The 20,156-nt window shown below is 42.4% G+C and carries 19 protein-coding genes and 1 tRNA gene; 14 read left to right on the forward strand and 6 right to left on the reverse strand.

All coding sequences use genetic code 11. The features are described 5' to 3' along the window. Positions 1-16 precede the first annotated feature (16 nt). The 5 genes from AS005_RS01295 to AS005_RS01315 all read right to left on the reverse strand — a co-directional run bounded on the left by AS005_RS01295 (position 17) and on the right by AS005_RS01315 (position 5,243). A complete protein-coding gene (locus tag AS005_RS01295) occupies positions 17-1,279 on the reverse strand; it encodes an ABC transporter substrate-binding protein (RefSeq protein ID WP_199203794.1) in 1,263 nt (420 codons plus the stop codon). A gap of 117 nt (positions 1,280-1,396) precedes the next feature. Then, the gene (locus AS005_RS01300) at positions 1,397-3,343 is read right to left on the reverse strand and encodes an ATP-dependent helicase (protein ID WP_101509890.1); all 1,947 of its coding nucleotides are present in this window, start codon (positions 3,341-3,343) and stop codon (positions 1,397-1,399) included. 9 nt (positions 3,344-3,352) lie between these two features. After that, complete coding sequence (locus tag AS005_RS01305) at positions 3,353-3,721, reverse strand: divergent PAP2 family protein (RefSeq protein ID WP_101509891.1); 369 nt, start codon at positions 3,719-3,721, stop codon at positions 3,353-3,355. Continuing rightward, positions 3,714-4,796 carry a redox-regulated ATPase YchF gene (gene ychF, locus AS005_RS01310; RefSeq protein ID WP_199203795.1) on the reverse strand — a complete coding sequence of 361 codons (1,083 nt, stop codon included), beginning with the start codon at positions 4,794-4,796 and terminating at the stop codon, positions 3,714-3,716. The genes AS005_RS01305 and ychF overlap by 8 nt, the downstream gene beginning before the upstream one ends. Positions 4,797-4,805: 9 nt before the next feature. Further along, on the reverse strand, positions 4,806-5,243 hold the full coding sequence (locus AS005_RS01315) for a hypothetical protein (RefSeq protein ID WP_101509892.1): 438 nt from the start codon (positions 5,241-5,243) through the stop codon (positions 4,806-4,808). A gap of 135 nt (positions 5,244-5,378) precedes the next feature. Between AS005_RS01315 and AS005_RS01320 the strand changes: the two genes are divergently transcribed. The 12 genes from AS005_RS01320 to AS005_RS01375 all read left to right on the forward strand — a co-directional run bounded on the left by AS005_RS01320 (position 5,379) and on the right by AS005_RS01375 (position 16,572). Continuing rightward, a tRNA-Pro gene (locus AS005_RS01320) sits at positions 5,379-5,455 on the forward strand. A 114-nt stretch (positions 5,456-5,569) separates the two neighbouring features. Further along, positions 5,570-6,262, forward strand: a complete 693-nt coding sequence (locus AS005_RS01325) for a phosphoribosylaminoimidazolesuccinocarboxamide synthase (RefSeq protein WP_101509893.1) — start codon at positions 5,570-5,572, stop codon at positions 6,260-6,262. After that, positions 6,238-6,486, forward strand: coding sequence for a phosphoribosylformylglycinamidine synthase subunit PurS (gene purS / locus AS005_RS01330; protein ID WP_101509894.1), 249 nt, complete (start codon positions 6,238-6,240; stop codon positions 6,484-6,486). The genes AS005_RS01325 and purS overlap by 25 nt, the downstream gene beginning before the upstream one ends. Continuing rightward, the gene (purQ, locus tag AS005_RS01335) at positions 6,483-7,124 is read left to right on the forward strand and encodes a phosphoribosylformylglycinamidine synthase subunit PurQ (RefSeq protein WP_101509895.1); all 642 of its coding nucleotides are present in this window, start codon (positions 6,483-6,485) and stop codon (positions 7,122-7,124) included. The genes purS and purQ overlap by 4 nt, the downstream gene beginning before the upstream one ends. Next, on the forward strand, positions 7,124-8,935 hold the full coding sequence (gene purL / locus AS005_RS01340) for a phosphoribosylformylglycinamidine synthase subunit PurL (protein ID WP_101509896.1): 1,812 nt from the start codon (positions 7,124-7,126) through the stop codon (positions 8,933-8,935). Before purQ ends, purL begins: the two co-directional genes overlap by 1 nt. A 4-nt stretch (positions 8,936-8,939) precedes the next feature. Beyond that, positions 8,940-10,235: an amidophosphoribosyltransferase gene (purF, locus tag AS005_RS01345; protein WP_101509897.1), complete on the forward strand. Its 1,296-nt coding sequence runs from the start codon at positions 8,940-8,942 to the stop codon at positions 10,233-10,235. Then, a complete protein-coding gene (gene purN, locus AS005_RS01350) occupies positions 10,196-10,813 on the forward strand; it encodes a phosphoribosylglycinamide formyltransferase (RefSeq protein WP_101509898.1) in 618 nt (205 codons plus the stop codon). The genes purF and purN overlap by 40 nt, the downstream gene beginning before the upstream one ends. Continuing rightward, a complete protein-coding gene (locus AS005_RS01355) occupies positions 10,794-12,152 on the forward strand; it encodes a bifunctional phosphoribosylaminoimidazolecarboxamide formyltransferase/inosine monophosphate cyclohydrolase (protein ID WP_101509899.1) in 1,359 nt (452 codons plus the stop codon). Before purN ends, AS005_RS01355 begins: the two co-directional genes overlap by 20 nt. Before the next feature lie 13 nt (positions 12,153-12,165). Beyond that, positions 12,166-13,359 carry a phosphoribosylamine--glycine ligase gene (gene purD / locus AS005_RS01360; RefSeq protein ID WP_199203796.1) on the forward strand — a complete coding sequence of 398 codons (1,194 nt, stop codon included), beginning with the start codon at positions 12,166-12,168 and terminating at the stop codon, positions 13,357-13,359. Then, on the forward strand, positions 13,356-14,285 hold the full coding sequence (locus AS005_RS01365; RefSeq protein ID WP_101509901.1) for a phosphoribosylformylglycinamidine cyclo-ligase: 930 nt from the start codon (positions 13,356-13,358) through the stop codon (positions 14,283-14,285). The genes purD and AS005_RS01365 overlap by 4 nt, the downstream gene beginning before the upstream one ends. A 15-nt stretch (positions 14,286-14,300) precedes the next feature. Continuing rightward, positions 14,301-14,891, forward strand: a complete 591-nt coding sequence (locus AS005_RS01370) for a hypothetical protein (protein ID WP_101509902.1) — start codon at positions 14,301-14,303, stop codon at positions 14,889-14,891. Beyond that, complete coding sequence (locus AS005_RS01375; RefSeq protein WP_101509903.1) at positions 14,842-16,572, forward strand: NAD+ synthase; 1,731 nt, start codon at positions 14,842-14,844, stop codon at positions 16,570-16,572. Before AS005_RS01370 ends, AS005_RS01375 begins: the two co-directional genes overlap by 50 nt. Here the strand turns inward: AS005_RS01375 and AS005_RS01380 are convergent. After that, positions 16,556-17,206 carry an HAD family phosphatase gene (locus AS005_RS01380; RefSeq protein WP_101509904.1) on the reverse strand — a complete coding sequence of 217 codons (651 nt, stop codon included), beginning with the start codon at positions 17,204-17,206 and terminating at the stop codon, positions 16,556-16,558. The genes AS005_RS01375 and AS005_RS01380 overlap by 17 nt on opposite strands. 108 nt (positions 17,207-17,314) lie before the next feature. Between AS005_RS01380 and aspC the strand changes: the two genes are divergently transcribed. Both aspC and AS005_RS01390 read left to right on the forward strand, forming a co-directional pair. Further along, a complete protein-coding gene (gene aspC, locus AS005_RS01385; RefSeq protein WP_101509905.1) occupies positions 17,315-18,448 on the forward strand; it encodes an aspartate aminotransferase in 1,134 nt (377 codons plus the stop codon). Continuing rightward, positions 18,423-20,156, forward strand: coding sequence for an ABC transporter ATP-binding protein (locus tag AS005_RS01390; RefSeq protein ID WP_101509906.1), 1,734 nt, complete (start codon positions 18,423-18,425; stop codon positions 20,154-20,156). The genes aspC and AS005_RS01390 overlap by 26 nt, the downstream gene beginning before the upstream one ends.

Raw genomic sequence — 20,156 nt, forward strand, 5'->3', positions numbered from 1 at the left:
CCCCCGCCCCGGCTTATCAGAAGAGGCTGGCATCTGGTTCTGGTAGTTCCGCTCCTGTTTCTTTGAACATCTGTCTGATTCGCTCACCAAGCTCCTTCACAACCTTCGCTGGATCTTCACCCTGGAAAACGATCCTTGTGAAAGCCATTCTGTAGGTTTCTGTAAACTCTCCGCTCTTTGGACCCAAGCTTGGTATAAAGGATATGATGGAATCTTTCGCAGCGGATTGATTTATAACTCCTTGTGCCAAAACTTTCAAAGCTCCCTCAGGAATCGCACCGGCAGCCTCTTGTACAACAGGGAAGAATCCGACGTTTTTCAAAATTTCAACCTGCATTTCTGGAGAAGTGAGAAAGTCTATCACTTTAGATGGTTCATCGAAATCTGCACCTTTGGGTATGGCAAGTCCTACGAGAACGATGATGTACCCTCTTCCCATGGGGCCCCTCGGAACAGGAACGACGACGAAATCGTCTGGTTTCTCAACAATGGCGGGTTTCAACCTAGCAGTGTGATCCCAAGCAATCCAAACTTCTTCTCTCAGGAGTGGATCGGCCATTCCATCCCATGTGGTACTGGCAGGATGCACGTATTTGAAGAGTTCTTTCAGATAATTCCACATCTCGACCGCTCTTACACTGTCGAATTTCAAAGCCTGTGCTCCGGTGTAAGACGGATAAATGTAACCATGGAGGAATCTATGCCATAACCCTTTCGGCCCCACAGGAAATCCGAGTAAAGGTTGCCCAGTTTTTTCGTAGATATTCTTAGCCCACGCAAGGAGAGCATCATAAGTCCATTTCTCCGTTCCTTTGATCACATCTTCCTTCGAAAGGCCGCGTGGCAAGTAATCGAACGCCTTCTTGTTGACGGCCATCACGTAAGTTGCCTGGAGCCAAGGAATGAAAATCTTTTGACCGTTGACGTATGCGAATCTTTCAAGGGTTTCAATGAAAGTTTTCCCTTCGAACTTGAGATCTTTAAGATCGCTCAACAATCCTTCTGAAGCCATGATGTAAAGATTACCTTGTAAGTCTGCAACTAAATTCAAAGTGGTTTTTCCTGCCCTTACTTCTGCTTGAAGCCTGCTGAAAAGTTGTGGATACTCAAAATTGAGAAACTCTACATCGATGCCAGAAGATTTAGAAAATTCAGCGAGTTTGTTGAGCATGAACTCCCTCTCTGCAGCTGGTGTCATCTGAGTGGAAGCAAAATTCACTTTACCCAATACAACAGATGCCACAATCAAGAGAACCATCAAAAACAACCACTTTTTCACAGCAAACACCCCCTCAGAAAAAGTTTTTCATAAATTACCATTTTAAAGAAAATTTTCTACATATTTATCATAACAAAAAATTACTCCTTTGTCAAGTGATGTTAACATTAATTGGATTCATCTCACTTCCCACACTTCCACGAGATCCGGAGGTATTCTATCGATGAAATTTTCTCCGCTTCTCATGATGAATCTGTTTCCGCGGTAAGGATAAGAAGTACCGGCGATTTGATAGGATATGTAAAGGTGTTCTTTTGCCCTTGTTATGGCTACGTAAAAGATTCTTTCTTCTTCATCTAAGTTTCCTTCCACAATCGCAAAATAATTCGGGAAGTCACCCGGATTTACCGACACAACAAAAACAACTCTCCATTCGAGACCCTTTGCCTGATGAACAGTTGTTAAAGTAATCTTTCCTTCCCTCTGAAAAACATCTCTTTGAATCTCCACATCCTCTGTCACCGCAAGATCTGTCAAAAATTCCTCTAAATTTCTGTAGCGGGATGCGATCTCGATAAGCCTTTCAATATCCATTTCCCTTTCTCGGTAATCTGGATACCTTGCTTCAAGATACTCGGCGTAGAATGTTGAGAGAACGTGCTCGATCATTTCACCGGGCTGATCTAGTTGTTTCAAATGGTTCAAAATATCCACGAATTTCGTATATTCCCCTGAAAAATTCACCTTTCTTAACTCGTTGAAAGGATCCAATTCCTCTTCCACATAAGCACTCGCAAGATCTGCTATTTTGGAAGCCGTCCTGTCACCAATTCCATAGAAAAGTTTTGCAGCTCTCAACCAAGCGGATTTATCTCTCGGATTTTGAACGATCCTGAGGAACGCAAGAATATCCTTTACATGAGCACTTTCGGTGAACCTCGGTCCAGAAAGCACACGATAATCTATTTTACTTCTGGCAAGCTCCATCTGGAGCTCCAAAGAATGAGAATGCGATCTGTACAGTACTGCTATTTCTTCAGGTTTGAATCCTTCCTCAAAGAGTTCTAATATCCTTTGAGAGACGAACCTGGCCTCTTCGTATCTGTCCCACGTCTTAACAACAACCGGCTTCATTCCATCTTTCTTTACGGGTTTCAACTCTTTGGGAACCGACCTGGATGGAAGCATAGCATTTATGAATTTCACTATGTTCTCTGTGCTTCTGTAATTTGTTTGGATCTTGAAAATTTTGGTATCAGGTGTTTTGATGAAATCTTCCACATTCTCGTACCTAGCACCTCGAAAAGAATAAATGCTCTGTGCATCATCCCCAACAGCAAGAATGTTACCGTGTTTCGAAGACAATTGTTCGATCATCCTGTACTGTACGTAATTCGTATCCTGAAACTCATCGACAAGAATCCACAGAAATCTTTCAGCTTCTCTCTTACGTATTTCTTCATGTTCTTCAAAAAGCCTATACGCATAGAATAGTAGATCTTCGTAATCCACAACGTTTTGTGAACGTTTCTCTTGTTCGTAAAGTTCAAAAATTTCCGCTATCTCTTCCTTGTGATCGAGAAACTTTGGATTTTTAACGATGATACTTTCTCTCAAAGATTTCAGAGTGTTCTTCATGTAAGAATATATTGACATGAGAACCGAAGGTTGAGGGAAGTTTCTTCTTTCTTCCTTGTTTTTCTTTTCAAGAAATTTGCTTCTTGCATGCCTCATCAAGCTTTCTGCGTCCTCTCTGTCCAAGATAGAATAGTTTCTCTCCAAACCAACATAGGGTGCATATTTCCTCAAAAAATAATTGCTTACGTGATGGAATGTACCCGCGAGCATGTTAGAAAGTTCCTTTCCCGTTACCGCCTTTGCCCTTTCAACCATTTCTCTAGCCGCTGCCCGAGTAAACGTAACAAGCATGATTCTGGATGGATCTATTCCACACGCCAAAAGATAGGCGATTTTATAAGTAATAACGCGGGTCTTCCCCGAACCTGGACCCGCTATCACTATACATCTTCCCTTCGACTCAACAACTGCCTTTCTTTGCTCTTCGTCCAATTCTCTCAGAAACGAAAGATCTGATTCTCGAGGTTTTATTCTGTACTCTTTCATTGCTCCACCTCACCAAAGATGAAGACGCGCCGGAAAAAGATAAGCAACAAGCATACCCAATCCCAATCCCGCAAGGGCCTCTAACAAATTATGCCCCAAATCTTTCTTCACAGCTGGCCTTAAAACGATAGCGTCCATGAATACGATTATAAGAAAGATAGAAGCAATCGAAGTGTAAGGAGAATCGAAACCCGTATTTCGCGCAAGTGACCAAGCAAGACCAGATACGGTGGCAACGTGACCACTGGGCATTCCACCGTAACTTTTCAACATTTTCACGTCTCTTTTGATCAAAAATTTTATGAACTGTGCCAGAAGGAAAGATACAACAGCCGTTGTGAACGGCGTGCTGCGGAAGACTTTCCAAACATCAAGCACGGAATAAGAAATGAATCACATCCCCCTCTCTTAGAACGTAATCTTTTCCATGAGTTTCAACGGCTCCAGATTCACGTGCTTTTTTGAGAGAGCCGTACTCGAGGTATTTTTCGAAAGAAATTACCTCTACCTTCACAAAGCCTTTTTGTATATCGCTATGAATAAGTCCTGCTGCTTCGTAAGCGGTAGTTCCCCGCTTCGCAGTCCAGCATTTTGCTTCGTTATGTGTGGCCGTTAAAAATCTTATAAGATCGAGAAGTTTGAGAACCTTTTCGAAGAACTCCTTTTTCTTGTCACCATCGAGATTGTATTCCTCACGAAAAAGTTTTGCTTCTTCCTCCGGTAGAACTTTTAACTCTTCCTCCAGTTTCACATTTATTATAATGTACTCTTCATCCCTCTCTTTAATTATATCCTCTATGGTTCTTTTCTTTTCATCGTTCAATTCATCAACGTTGAAGACGAGTATTTGTGGTTTATCCGTTAAAAGAAAGAGTGAACGAACGATATTTTTCTCGAACTCGTCGTGTCTTGGAAACTTTGCGGCTCTTTTTCCTTGGGAGAGGAATTCTTTGAGTTCCTTTAGAAGTTCAACCTCTCTTCTGGCGTCTTTATCTCCTGCCCTTGCTACTTTGAAGCGTTTTTCCAATCGTTTCTCCACGGTTTCTAAATCTTTCAATATAAGTTCTGTTTCCACTATTTCTATATCTCTTTTTGGATCCACATTTTGATAAGGATGTGAAACTCTCTCATCGTTGAACATACGAACAACATGAGCTATGACATCCACTTTGCTTATATGATCAAGAAATTGATTTCCCAATCCTTCACCCTTGCTTGCTCCTTTTACGAGACCAGCTATATCAACTATTTCCACAAAGGGATGAACTATTTTTTTTGAACCTTCGTTTTTCGCTAATATCTCTATTCTGTTGTCTGGAACAACGAGGATCCCAACATTTGGTTCTATCGTACAAAAAGGGAAACTTTCCGCAGGAACGTTGTTTTCAGTTAGGAAATTGAAGAAAGATGATTTCCCTGCATTCGGAAGTCCTACAATTCCCACCCTCTCCAAGTTATCACCTCAGTACTCGTCTTCCTCGTCGTAGAAGTCTTCCTCGTCTTCCTCGTAAAAATCTTCCTCGTTGAAAAGATCGAAATCTTCATCTTCTTCGAAATCTTCTTCTTCCTCTTCAAATTCCTCAGTTTTTCTCTCTGTTTCTGTTTGATGAATAGATAACGGTTTCCTTGGATCCAGCATTCCATCGAAAACTTTCCTTTCCTTACCGTTGACTACAAGATATCCCTCTGCTTTGGCGGGTTTCCCATAAGCACTTATTACCAACATTATAAGTTCTTCGTCCACGTCGTGACCCGGTTTTGAAACAATAACGAGTGTGTCACCATCGTAATGAAGCTCGTTATGTACTTTCTCGGCATGACTTTGAATCTTCTTGTTTTTGAGTATTTCCTGAGCGGCCTCCTGATCAATGTGCACCCTCAAAATGTACCTGAAATCCACGTTCTTCACTCCCCTTCAGAAATTCTTTTACGCTTTTCGAATTATACAGTAGAAGCATTAAAAGTCAAGAGACTAAGTTGTTAAACCATTGTCCGCTTTATAATCACCATGGTTATGATATAATAACAAAGGTCCCGGGGAGTAGCTCAGACGGCCAGAGCGCCAGAATCGGGATCTGGAGGTCGCGGGTTCAAGTCCCGCCTCCCCGACCAAACGCGGGAGCTTATGCTCCCGTTTTTCTGTTTTTTTCAAAGAGTTTACCTCGAATGTAATTTTCATTCATGATAAAAATATAGAATTTTCAAAAAGGGTGGGGAGGCGAGTATGTGGTCTACGAAGGTAAAACAAAAATTGTTAGGATCGTCGGCGATCATGCTTTAATTGAATTCAAAGATGATATTACCGCCGGCGATGGTTTGAAACACGATGTTATATTGAACAAAGGCTCTATCTGCGCAGAAATAACCGCCATTCTTATGAATTTTCTCTCCGAAAAAGGGATCAAAACCCACCTCGTTGAATTCCTACCGCCAAATATATTAAAAACCGTTCCCCTGAAAATGTTCCCTCTCGAAGTTGTGGTGAGACTAAAAAAGGCAGGATCCTTTGTAAAGAGATACGGGGGAGTAGAAGGAGAAGAGCTACCGTTTCCTCTAGTTGAGTTCTTCATAAAAGACGACGAAAGACACGATCCTATGGTGTGTTTTGATCACTTAGAAATTTTGGGTATCTCTACCAAAAAACAAGCAGAGGAAATGAAAGAAATCTCCATAAAAGCGACTCTTGTTCTGAAAGAGTTTTTCGAAAAGGGTGATTTTGAGTTGTGGGATATAAAGTACGAATTTGGTCTCAGCAAAGATGGACAAATAATATTAGGAGATGAAATTTCGCCGGATACATTCCGATTGAGAAAAAAAGGAGAGATCTTCGATAAAGACGTTTACAGGAGGAATCTTGGAGATCCCATGAAAAAATACGAGGAGGTGCTGGAACTTTGCAGATCTTTAAGTTCGCAGTAGACGTTCAGTACAAGAGCAACGTTAGAGATCCTCGTGGAGAAACCATTGAGCGTGTTCTCAGAGAAGAGAAAAACTTACCCGTCAAAAAGTTGAGACTAGGAAAATCCATTCATTTGGAAGTAGAAGCAGAAAACAAAGAGAAAGCCTATGAAATCGTTAAAAAAGCTTGTGAAGAACTTTTGGTAAACCCCGTTGTAGAAGAGTATGAGGTGAGGGAACTGTGAGACCGAGAGCTTGTGTTGTAGTTTATCCTGGATCCAACTGTGATAGGGATGCTTATCACGCGTTGGAAATAAACGGATTTGAACCGAAGTTTGTGGGGCTAGATGATAGGTTGGACGATTATGAATTGATAATTCTTCCCGGGGGATTTTCCTATGGGGACTATCTCAGGCCCGGGGCTGTTGCAGCAAGAGAAAAGATTTCATATGAAATAGAAAAAGCCGCTGAAAAAGGGAAGTTGATAATGGGCATATGCAACGGTTTTCAAATACTCATAGAAATGGGATTATTGAAAGGGGCTCTTCTTCAAAATTCCTCTGGAAAATTCATATGCAAGTGGGTTGATTTGGTCGTCGAAGACACAGAAAACCCCTTCACAAACGCTTTCTATCCTGGTGAGATAATAAAAATCCCGATAGCTCACGGATTCGGAAGATACGTAAAGGTAGAAAATGTGAACGTCGTCCTTCGATATGTTGAAGATGTAAACGGATCTGATGAACGAATAGCAGGTATTCTAAACGAAGAAAAGAACGTTTTTGGTTTGATGCCCCACCCAGAAAGAGCCATTGAACAGCTCATCGGTGGAGAAGACGGTGTAAAGGTTTTCCAATCCATTCTCAATTATCTGAAGAGGTGATGAAATTGAGATATCTGGACATCTTGGAGAAGGAGCTTGGCAGGAAGCCTTCCTTCGTCGAACTTCAAGCGTTTTCTGTTATGTGGAGTGAACATTGTGGCTATTCTCACACGAAGAAGTACATAAGGAGATTGCCGAAGACTGGTTTCGAAGGAAATGCTGGGGTTGTGAATCTGGACGAATATTATTCGATCGCTTTCAAGATAGAGAGTCACAACCATCCAAGTGCTATTGAACCTTACAACGGAGCAGCAACAGGTGTTGGTGGAATAATCAGGGATGTTTTGGCAATGGGAGCTCGACCCACGGCAATATTCGATTCCCTACACATGTCTCGGATGATCGATGGAATAATAGAAGGAATAGCCGATTACGGGAATTCCATAGGCGTACCAACAGTGGGGGGAGAGCTAAGAATATCTCCTCTGTATGCACATAACCCTCTTGTAAACGTACTCGCTGCTGGCGTTGTAAAAAACAACATGCTGATCGATTCCAAAGCTATCAGACCCGGCCAAGTTATTGTGATCTTTGGAGGAGCAACTGGGAGAGATGGTATTCATGGAGCGTCTTTTGCTTCTGAAGATCTAACAGGAGAAAAAGCAACAAAACTCTCGATACAAGTTGGTGATCCATTCGCTGAAAAAATGCTGATAGAAGCTTTCCTGAAGATGGTAGAGGAAGGTCTCGTCGAAGGGGCACAGGATCTCGGAGCAGGTGGCGTACTATCTGCCACATCGGAGCTTGTGGCCAAGGGAAATCTCGGTGCTATCGTTCATCTCGATCGTGTCCCCTTGAGGGAACCTAACATGGAACCTTGGGAAATTCTCATAAGTGAAAGTCAAGAGAGAATGGCAGTGGTGACATCACCCTCCAAAGTAGACAGAATACTGGAAATAGCTAAAGAGCATTTACTGTTTGGAAACGTTGTGGCAGAAGTAGTGAAAGAACCGATTTATAGGGTTCTCTACGAAGATAGGCTCGTAATGGAAGTCCCCGTTCAACTGCTTGCAAACGCCCCGGAGGAAGAAGCACTCGACTACACTCCTGGAGATTTACCAAAATTCAAAAGAGTGGAGTTCGAGGACGTTAACGCAAGAGAAGTTTTTGAGCAATACGATTACATGGTAGGAACAGACACTGTTCTTCCACCTGGTTTCGGAACGGCTGTAATGAGAATAAAGAGAAACAGCGGTTATTCCCTCGTCACACACAGCAGAGCGGATTTGGCCTTACAAGATGTGTACTGGGGAACGTTCATTGCTGTGCTTGAAAGTGTGAGAAAAACGTTAAGTGTTGGAGCAGATCCACTGGCCATCACCAACTGTATAAATTACGGAGATCCTGATGAAGATCCGGTCGGTCTTTCGGCTATGATGAGAGCTCTGAAAAATGCATGTGAATTTACCAATGTGCCAGTTGCCTCTGGAAATGCTTCTCTCTATAACACATACCAAGGAAAACCCATACCCCCTACCCTCGTGATAGGTATGCTTGGTAAAGTGGACCCCCAGAGAGTTTCTATACCCAAACCTTCGAAGATCTTTGCAGTAGGGTGGCCGGATTTCGACTTGGAGAGAGAAAAAAAGCTTTGGGAAACCATAAAGAATCTCGTTGGTAGCGGAGCATTTGTACTTGCCTCTTCCCAACTCCTGACCAAAACACATGTGGAGACATTCAAAGAATACGGTTTGAAAGTAAACGTAAAACTTCCAAAAGTAGAACCAGCCCATCAAACTGTGCTCGTGTTTTCCACTAGCAAACCATCGGTTGATATCCCTATGAAAGAAGTAGGAACTCTTTCGAGGTGATAACGTGTGCGGAATCGCTGGTGTATGGAATGTGAAAGACGCTTTTTCCGTGCTCCATGATGTACTATTGGGCCTTCAACACAGAGGTCAGGAGAGCGTAGGGATTGTAGTTGATGGCTTCAAAACGATAAAGGGAAAAGGTCTCGTGGACACGGTGTTGACGGAAGATAAATGGGAAGATGCAGAGAAAGGAATAGGACACGTGAGATATTCCACTGCCGGTTCTCTTGAGGACATTCAACCTATTCTCGCTTTCACGAAAAAAGGAAGACTCGCCGTGGCACACAACGGCAATATTCCAAATGCAGACAAATGGATAGATTTGCTCCATGAGAAAGGAGCTGTTTTTCAAAGTACCTTGGATTCTGAAATATTCCTTCACCTTATTTCCATGAACGAAGGAGATTTAAAAAGTTCTATTGTCAAAGCGTTGAAGAAAGTACCACTCGCTTATTCCTTGTTGATACTTCACGAAGACTTTCTTGCAGCTGCACGTGATCCCTACGGCGTGCGTCCTCTCTTTTACGGAAGGTTCGACGAAGGAGTAGTAGTAGCTTCTGAAGACTCCGCACTGAGAGCCATTGGGGTAGAAGAAATAGAAGAAGTTCCTCCTGGAACGATTGTGTTTTTCACAACCGAGGGAGAAGAAAGAATAAAATTCGGCAGTCGGGGGAAGAAATTCTGTTCTTTTGAGTTTATCTATTTTGCAAGGCCAGATAGTCATTTTATGAGCCAAAGTGTTCATATTGTTCGTTACAGAATGGGTGAAGAACTTTTCCGAGAAAATCCCATAGAAGCCGATGTGGTTGTTCCTGTTCTTGACTCTGGTCTTTCGGGAGCAATGGGGTTTTCCAACGCTTCTGGAATCCCGCTGGATATCGGCCTCATGAGAAACAGGTACGTTGGTAGAAGTTTTATTATGCCTGCGAACAGAGAAAAAATTGTGAAGAAAAAACTTGTTCCAATTGAAGATGTGATCCGCGGAAAAAGGGTCGTGGTTATCGATGATTCGATTGTCAGAGGAACGACAATGGGCATCATCGTGAAGATATTGAGAGAAGCCGGAGCAAAAGAAGTTCATGTAGGTATTCATTCCCCCCCTGTTCGATATCCCTGCTTTTATGGAATAGATACTGCGAGAAAGAAAGAACTCGTTGCGGGAGAACATGACGTAGAAGAAATTAAAAAAATTGTCAATGCAGATTCCCTCTTCTACCTTTCGTTGTCTGGTTTGAAAAAAGCCATTAGGAGGAGTGAACTGTGTGTGGCATGTTTCAACGGAGAGTACTTCCACGAATAGTTGTTCTCGCCTCCGGAAACGGTAGTAATTTCGAGGCAATAGCGAATGCAACACAAAAGGGTCTTCTAAAGGCTGAAATACAAGCTCTTCTTGTTGATAGGGAATGTTTTGCTGTCGAAAGGGCAAAGAGGTTGGACATTCAATGGATCAGACTGGAAAAACCTTGGAACTCATCTCTCACAAAATATCTTGAAAGACTGAAACCAGATTTGATAGTTTTGGCTGGGTTCATGAGAATCCTCCCATCTGAAATTGTTAAAGAGTGGCAATGGAAGATCGTGAACATACATCCTTCACTCCTTCCCGCTTTTCCCGGTATGCACGCTATTGAAAAAGCGTACAACTACGGTGTAAAGGTATCTGGTATCACCATCCATTTCGTTGATGAAGGCGTAGACACCGGCCCTATAATCTTTCAAAAAGCATTGGAAATAAAGAGAGATTGGTCACTGAAAAAACTAGAAGAAGAAATTCACAAATTGGAACACCGCTACTATCCACTTGTTATTCAAAAGGTGTTGGAAAAAAAGTGGAAAATCGTAGGAAGGAGGGTTATTCTTGAAGAGGATATTGGTTAGTTTGTACGAAAAAGAAAAATTCCTAGGTGTACTGAAAGATCTCTACGAAAGCGGATGGGAAATATGGGCAAGTTCTGGTACGGCAAGGTTTTTGAAAGAGAATGGAATAAAAGCAAATGACGTGAGCTCTATTACAGGCTTTGAAAATCTTCTCGGAGGGCTCGTGAAAACTCTTCATCCCGAGATCTTTGCGGGTATTCTTGGACCGAATCCAAGGTGGGATGTTGTATTCGTTGACCTTTATCCTCCACCAGACATCGATATAGGAGGGGTTGCTCTTCTCAGAGCAGCTGCCAAAAATTGGAAAAATGTGAAACCTGCTTTCGACATGAAAACCTTGAAATTAGCCATAGAAAGAGATGATGAAGAAACAAGAAAGCGCCTCGCTGGAATGACTTTTGCCTTCACCAGTGTGTACGACTCTGTAAGAGCGAATCAACTTGTTGAAGGTATTTCAATGGCCTTTAGAAGAGAGGAGATTCAACTGAGATACGGTGAGAATCCTCATGAAAAGGCCTCTGTGTACGGAGAGCTTGCTTTCGAAATTCTCCATGAAGGAAAAACGATATCTTTCAACAACATTTTGGATGCAGAGAACGCATGGTTTGTTGCTAAGAATCTTCCAAAAATGGGGGCCGTTGTGGTAAAACATCAATCTCCCTGTGGAGCGGCAGTAGGTGAAAATAAGATCGAAGTTGTAAGAAAGGCTATTGAAGCAGACAGCGAATCGAGTTTTGGAGGAATCCTCGCTGTCAATTTTGAAATAGATGAAGAAATTGCAAGGTCTCTGAAGAAGTATCTGGAAGTAATAGTCGCCCCTTCCTTCACCACTGAAGCAGTAAACATCCTTTCCAAGAAAAAGGTAAGACTTTTGAAACCTAACAACTACATTCCAACAGCGGGGAAGATGGCTTTTGGTTCTCTGGTTTTGAGTGAAAGAAAATATCCAGAAGGAGAGTTCGAATTAGTCGTGGGAGATCCTCTCTCCGAAAAAGAGTTTGAAGACATAGATTTCGCTTACAGAGTAGTAGAAGGTGTAAAATCAAACGCTGTCCTCATCGTAAGAAACGGTGTAACAGTGGGAATAGGAAGTGGTCAACCTTCCAGAAAAAGATCCGCTTGGATCGCCACTGTGATGGCCGGTGATAAGGCAAAAGGAGCCGTGGCAGCTTCGGATGCGTTCTTTCCTTTTCCAGACTCCCTGGAAATATTGGCACAAGCCGGTGTGAAAGCAGTGGTGGCTCCTCTAGGATCGATAAGAGATGAAGAAGTTCTTTCAAAAGCAAAAGAACTCGGGTTGACTTTCTATAAAGCACCAAGCAGAGTATTCAGACACTGAGAGGTGAATGACTGTGAGAGTTCACGTTCTTGGTTCTGGTGGTAGAGAACATGCGATCGGATGGGCTTTTAGCCAACAAGGATACGAAGTCCATTTTTATCCGGGGAACGCTGGTACCAAGAGAGACGGTGTGAATCATCCTTACGAAGGTGAAAAAACGATAAAAAGCATTCCAGAAGAGGACTTGATTCTCCCGGGATCGGAGGAATTTCTAGTCGAAGGAGTAGCAAATTGGAAATCGAATGTCTTTGGACCGATCAAAGAAGTTGCAAGGTTAGAAGGATCCAAAGTATACGCAAAGTTCTTCATGAAAAAATACGGAATAAGAACCGCCCGTTTTGAAATAGCAGAAACTCCTGAAGAATTGAGAGAAAAAATAAAAAAATTTTCTTCTCCTTATGTGGTAAAAGCTGATGGCCTTGCTCGAGGAAAAGGTGTTTTGATTCTCGAAACAGAGGAAGAGGCAGTAGAGAAGGGATCAAAACTCATAGAAGGAAGTTTAATAAAAGGAGTTTCTGGTCCTGTTGTTTTGGACGAGTACATACCAGGTGAAGAACTCTCAGCCATGGCGATAGTCAATGGCAGAAACTTTGTGTTGCTTCCCTTTGTGAGGGATTACAAGCGACTTCTCACAGGAAACAAAGGCCCGAACACAGGTGGTATGGGATCTTGGGGTCCTGTGGATATATCCCCTGACACGGTATCAAAAATCGAAGAACTCTTCGATAAAACTCTTTGGGGAGTAGAGAAGGAAGGTTACATATATCGAGGTTTTTTGTATCTAGGTTTGATGCTCTACAATGGAGATCCTTATATTCTTGAGTACAATGTACGATTGGGGGATCCTGAAACTGAGGTAATTGTGACATTGAATCCTGAAGCTTTTGTTAACACCGTTTTAGAGGGATACAGAGGTGGTAGAATGGAAGCGATTTCTCCAAAAGGTTTTGCAGTAGATGTAGTTCTTGCTTCAAGAGGTTATCCAGACGCTCCGGAAAAAGGAAAAGAGATCACATTGCCAGAAGAGGGTCTTATATTCTTCGCGGGAGTTTCAGAAAAAGATGGAAAACTGGTTACAGCAGGAGGAAGGGTGCTTCATTGTATGGGCACCGGTTCGACCAAAGAAGAAGCGAGAAAAGATGCTTATGAACTTGTTAAAAAAGTGCATTTCGAGGGAAAGATGTACAGGGAGGACATAGCTCTATGAAGTACACTTACAAAAACGCTGGTGTAGATGTCGAAAGGGGAGAAAAGTTTTCCAAGAAAATAAAAGAAACCGTGAATCTTCCTGATTGGTTGCTGAAAGAACCGACGGGATACGCCGCCGTATTAGGAATTTCGAAACCACCCGTGGCCGTCACAGCAGATGGTATAGGAACGAAACTCATCCTTCATCGAAAGTATGGAACGTGGCGCTATGCGGCAGAAGATCTGGTGGGTATGAACTACAATGACTTGGTATGTGTGGGAGCAAGGCCCTTGGCTTTTCTAGATTACCTCGGTGTAGAGAAGATATCCGAAGAACATGAAAAATTCATTGAAGAGTTAATATCCGTCTTGGAAAGTGTGGGAATGAAATTAGTTGGGGGAGAAACTGCAGAAATGCCGGACGTCTATCGCAACGATTGGGATGCTGTTGGATTCGCGGTAGGAATTTTAGAAAGAAACATTCCCATCGATACGATAAAAGAAGGGGACATCATTATCGGTATCCCCTCTTCGGGTTTTCATTCAAACGGTTGGTCCCTGATAAGGAAAATTCTGAAAGAAGAAAATATAAAGCCTGAGAGTTTGCCTTTTGATCTTCTTAAGGGGACACGTATATACAGTGAAGTGATAGATGTGTTTGATTCAATAAAAGGTTTGGCCCACGTGACGGGTGGAGGTGTGTACAGGGCTCTGAAGAGAGTATTAAGAAACTCTGGAGCACACATTTCTCTTCCCAGAAGGGATTTCATCGACTGGATTTTGAGATACGTGGAGTTCGAGGAAGCAATAAACACCTTCAACATGGGAATTGGAATGTTCGTAATTGCGGAAAAAGACAAGTTAGAAAATATACTGAGTAGGTTGGAGAGTGGCATAGTAGTAGGGAAGGTTGATTGCGATTGGAGGATAGAGTACAGCAGCTAGTTAGGGGGGATGGACATGTTTGAAAGCTTTGTGAGAGGATTCCAGGAAGTAGTTCAAAACACAAAAGTCGCTATGGTGAGTATCATAGCAGTCGCTTTAGGAATCGTGGTAGAAGTACTCTATGTTTTCACGGGAAAATACGATTTCTTGGATTTAGACCTTTTCGCCATAAAGCTTTTTGAAGAAACTATGTTGGCTCTGTTTTTAGGATCTCTTGTCGTAAAATGGAAAAAAGAGAATTTGTTTAGCCTCCTTGTTTTCAGTGCATTTTATGGTATGACATTGGCATTGGGCTTTTCTATATTTGTTCTTCCAGGATTCATAGCGTTCATGTTTCTCCTTTTCACTCCTCTTCTTTCTGCCAAGTATGATTCGGTATCCACAGTGTTGACAGAGAGTTACAAAATGGTGTTCAATCAACAAAGGACAATCGAAGCATTCCTCGTCGCTGGAGTTGTGTTCATAGTCTGGTTTATTCCTTTCATAGGTTCCATCTTGTCGAATTTTTTGAGAATAGTTCTTGTGTACACTCTCTTTTCAATCTTGGAGGGATCATATGAAAAGACTGAGAGTAACCCTAGCTCAACTCAATCCGACGCTAGGTGACTTTGAAGGAAATCTAAAAAAAGCGATAGAAGCTTTGAAAACAGCTGAAGAACGGGAAAGCGATCTTCTCATCTTTCCTGAGTTGTTCTTACCAGGCTATCCACCGGAAGATCTCATGTTGAGGTTGTCTTTCCTGAAAGAGAACAAAAGATACCTCCAAAAGTTCGCATCCTATACCAAGAACTGCGAAGTTACAGTGCTCGTTGGTTTCATCGACAGTGATGAAGATGCGTACAACGCAGCTGCTGTTTTGAAAAGGGGAGAAATACTCGGAACGTACAGGAAGATGTTTCTGCCAAACTATGGTGTTTTCGACGAAAGGAGATACTTCAAACCTGGTGAGAATCTTCTCGTTCTGGAAATGGGCGATATAAAAATAGGAGTTACCATCTGTGAAGACATTTGGAACCCAGTGGAGCCGATTGCCACACTCTCTCTCGGAGAAGGAGTACACATCGTAGCGAATCTCTCGGCGTCTCCCTATCATGTGGGAAAACCTGCTTTGAGAAGAAGCTACCTATCGATGAGAGCGTACGATTATCACACAGCAATAGCGTATTGCAACATGGTTGGGGGACAAGATGAACTTGTTTTCGACGGTGGAAGTATAGTTGTAGATGCTTCGGGAGAAGCGATAAGCTACGGAAAGCTTTTTGAAGAAGAAATGATTACTGTGGATCTGGATCTCGACGAAAATCTCAGAACATCTTTGATAGATCCAAGAAGAAGGTATATGAAGACCCACAATTATCCATCGAAAGTCATAAAAGTTGGACACATTCGTGAAAAAACATCTTACTACGAATCAACTGTCAACCCAATTCCTTGCAGGGAAGAAGAGATGTTCAGAGCTTTGGTTGCAGGTGTGAGAGATTACGTAAAAAAGAACGGTTTCAAAAAAGTTCTTGTTGGTCTCAGCGGTGGAATGGATTCCTCTCTCGTCGCTGTCATAGCCACTGAAGCTTTGGGAAAAGAAAATGTTAAAGGAGTTTTGATGCCCTCTATGTACACCTCAAAATCTAGCATAGAAGATGCACAAATGCTTGCAAGAAATTTGGGGATAGAAACATTTGTGATACCAATAACTGAAGTGTTCAAGTCTTATCTCGAAGCTCTGAAAGATGTGTTCGCAGGTCGGGAACCTGACATAACTGAGGAGAACATACAAGCCAGGATAAGAGGAAATTACCTCATGGCCCTTTCGAACAAATTCGGATGGCTCGTTCTGACTACTGGAAACAAGAGTGAAATGGCAACAGGATACGCAACTCTTTATGGAGACATGGCAGGTGGTTTTGCTGTGATAAAAGACGTATACAAAACCGACGTATACAAAATAGGAAGATGGTACAACGAGTGGAAAGGAAAACAAATCATACCAGAAAACGTGTTCATCAAACCTCCTTCTGCGGAACTCAGACCAGGTCAAACAGACCAAGAAAAGTTGCCTCCATATGAAATCTTGGATGAAATACTGAAGCTTTACATAGAAGAAGGTCTTGATCCAGAAGAGATCGCACTCAAGGGATTCGACAAAAGGACGGTAATAGAGGTAACAGAAATGGTGAGAAGAAACGAATACAAAAGAAAACAGGCAGCTATCGGCACAAAAATCACTATCAGGGCTTTTGGAAAAGATTGGAGGATGCCCATAACCAACAAGTTCAAAGAACCTCTTTGAGAACTTTGAGAATTTCCTCAGGCCTTACTACTCTCGTTGCACCTGCTTCGAGCAGAGATTTTCCATCGTTCAAAGAGTGAACTACTCCGTACACTCTTTCTATACCGGCACCCAACGCTGCTTTTACTCCACTTTTTGAATCTTCAAAGACGATCACTTTTGAAGGATTCACTCTCAATTTTTTCAGCGCAAGCAAATATATCTCTGGATTTGGTTTTCCGTTTTTTACCTGATCACCAAAGACCATAACATCGAAGAATTTCTTCAGCTTCAGTTTCTCAAGCCTCTGAAGAGCTTCTTCTTTCGAGGTAGAAGTTGCAAGGGCGAGCTTTACACCTTTGCTTTTTGCGAAACTCAGCGCTTCCTTGATCCCTGGATTTTCCTTCAGCAATTCGGCAAAAACCCGGCTCTTTTCTTCTTGGATCTTTTTTCTGAATGTCTCAACATCCTCTTTTACATCGAGTTCTTTTATCAGGATGACGAGGCTTTCTTTCTCAGGAATTCCCATGATTTTCCTGTGAATTCCTTCCGTGTAAGGTTTCCCATAATTTTCTGCAACCCTTCTGTAAACCTCAAAATAGAGCGGTTCAGTGTCCATGAGCACTCCATCCATATCGAAAATCACAGCTTCCATTTCCAACTCCTCCTTTCGCTTCAAAGGATAACACAGGAAGTTTAAAATGCCTTGAATTCAACATATGTGGTAGTATTAAATATGAAAACACAATCAGGAGGGTTTCAGATGGTATCCAAGAAGATTTCGAAAATACCGGTGTCCAAGACAATGGAGTTGGATGCGAAAGCGAAGGAACTCATTAGAAAAGGAGAGGATGTTATAAATCTCACCGCTGGTGAACCCGATTTTCCCACTCCTGAACCTATCATTGACGCGGCAAAGAAGCTCTTGGAAAAAGGACACATAAAGTACACCGACCCAAGAGGCATCTTCGAACTGAGAAGGGCTATCGCTGAAAAGATAGGAAAAAAGTATGGGAAAGAGATAACTCCAGATCAAGTGATTGTGACAAACGGAGCAAAACAAGCACTTTTCAACACGTTTATGACCTTGCTCGATCCAGGTGATGAGGTGATCGTCTTCTCCCCGGTGTGGGTGAGCTACATACCACAGATTGTTCTCTCGGGTGGAGCAGCCAAGGTGGTGGAAACGTCTCTGAAAAGCGGCTTCCATCCGAGCATAGAAGAGTTGGAGAAGCTTGTCGATAGTAGAGTGAAGGCCGTTCTTATCAACTCCCCCAACAATCCTACTGGTGTGATTTATAGAGAAGATTTTTTGAAAAGACTCCTGGAACTTGCCAAAGAGAAAAATTTCTACGTGGTGAGCGATGAGGTGTACGATTCTTTGGTTTACACCGATGAATTTTCTTCCATCTTGAATGTGGGTAAAGATTTCGAAAGAATCGTTTACATAAACGGTTTCTCAAAATCTCATGCCATGACCGGTTGGAGAGTGGGTTACTTGATTTCCAATGCGGAAGTCGCCTCTGCTGTGGCGAAAATCCAGTCCCATACCACATCTTGCATCAACACGGTTGCACAGTATGCTGCCCTCGAAGCTCTAAATGTAGACAACTCTCACATGGTCCGAACCTTCAAAGAAAGAAGAGATTTCGTTGTGGATAGATTGAAAAAGATCGGTGTGAACTTTGTCGAACCTTCAGGTGCTTTTTACTTGTTTTTTGAAACACCCGGAGACGATCTAAGATTTTGTGAAAGGCTTCTTGAAGAGAAAAGAGTTGCTTTAGTACCAGGTTCCTCTTTTCTCAGGCCTGGCTTTGTAAGACTCTCTTTCGCTACTTCCACAGAAAAGCTCTCGGAGGCGTTGGATAGAATTGAAGACTTCCTCAATTCTCGCTGATTTTTTGAAGAAAAATTGGTATAAATACCTTTTCGGATTTCTGTCTCTTGTTACAGTAGACCTTTTGCAGGTCTATGTTCCTCGTGTAGTTGGAAGAATCGTAGACACTTTGAACACAGGAACCACAGATTTTGCAACGTTGAAGATAATGATAGGATGGATAATGGCAGCTGCTTCCGGAATGTTCATAGGAAGATTCTTGTGGAGATACTTCCTAGGTGGCGCTTCTAGGAAGTTTTTGTTGGAAACGATGAATATGATGTTCTCCAAGATGCTGAGCCTTACTCCAGGTTTCTTCGATAGGATAAAAAGTGGAGAGCTCATGGCAAGATTCACCAACGACCTGAGTTTACTAAGAAGAGTACTCGGCCAAGGGGCTATCTTGCTCTTCGATTCCTTCATTATGATCGTGATGGTCTTCATTTTCATGATAGGAAACGTTGGCTGGAAACTCTCGTGGATTAGTTTTGCTCCTCTTTTGCTCTTGATACCAACTTCCATGTCTTTCGGGAGGCTCATCCACAGAAAAGTGGCAGAGGTTCAAAAGTCTTTTTCAGGACTCTCAGGTTTCACAGAAGAGACGGTAAGTGGTATCCGTGTTGTAAAGAGTTTTTCCTCGGAAGATATTTCATTCAAATTGTTTGAAGAGAAAGCGAAAAAGAACTTCGGAGATACGATAGGATCCATAAAAATTTCCAGCATCTTTCGACCACTCATAAGTCTGATCGCCTTTTCATCATTCTTTCTCGCTCTCCTCTATGGTGGAAGAGCCGTCATAAACGAGACGATTTCCTTGGGTGATTTCATTGCTTTCAACTCGTATCTTGGGATGCTGGTATGGCCCATGATGGCATACGGTTTCATGGTAGATTTGTTCCAAAGAGGTAGGGCTGCTATGAAACGCCTGGATACAATCTTCACCGCTCAGCCTGAGGTAAAGGAACCAGAAAAACCTATCAGGATAGAACACTTCGAAGAATTCGTTATAAGGGATCTGACGTACAAGTACCCAATGTCCGATCGAGTGGTGTTGAAAAACATCTACATGGAGATAAAAAGAGGAGATATGATCGGAATTGTTGGAAGTGTTGGAAGCGGAAAAACCACTATAGCTAAACTTTTGATGAAACTCTACCCAGTAGAAAGAGGTAAGATATTCGTGAACGGGATAGACATAAACGATGTTTCTTCGGAGAATTTGAGGTCGTTGGTAACCCTCGTTCCTCAGGAAACTTTTCTCTTTTCAGACACGATAAGAAACAACATAACAATGGGAATGGAGAATGTTGACGAAGGAAAGATTGAAAAGGCAACGAAACTCGCAGCTGTGTACGACGATATTATGAATTTCCCTGAAAAGTTCGACACTATTGTGGGTGAGCGAGGTGTAACACTTTCAGGTGGTCAGAAGCAGAGGATTACCATAGCCCGAGCTTTGATCAGGGATTTTGAAATTTACATCTTCGACGATTGCCTCTCTGCCGTTGATCCAGAAACCGAGGAAAGAATCATAAACTCCATCAGAAACAAAATGAAAGGGAAGACGATCATAGTGATAACCCATCGTTTGAAAGTTCTGAAAGATGCGGACAAGATATACGTTCTCGACGATGGAACGATCGTAGAGGAGGGAACTCATGAAGAATTGATCAGAAAGAAAGGTGTGTACAGTAAGATGTACAGGAAACAGCTCATCGAGGAGGGATGA

The sequence above is a fragment of the Thermotoga sp. KOL6 genome (assembly GCF_002866025.1).
Taxonomy (GTDB): Bacteria; Thermotogota; Thermotogae; order Thermotogales; family Thermotogaceae; genus Thermotoga.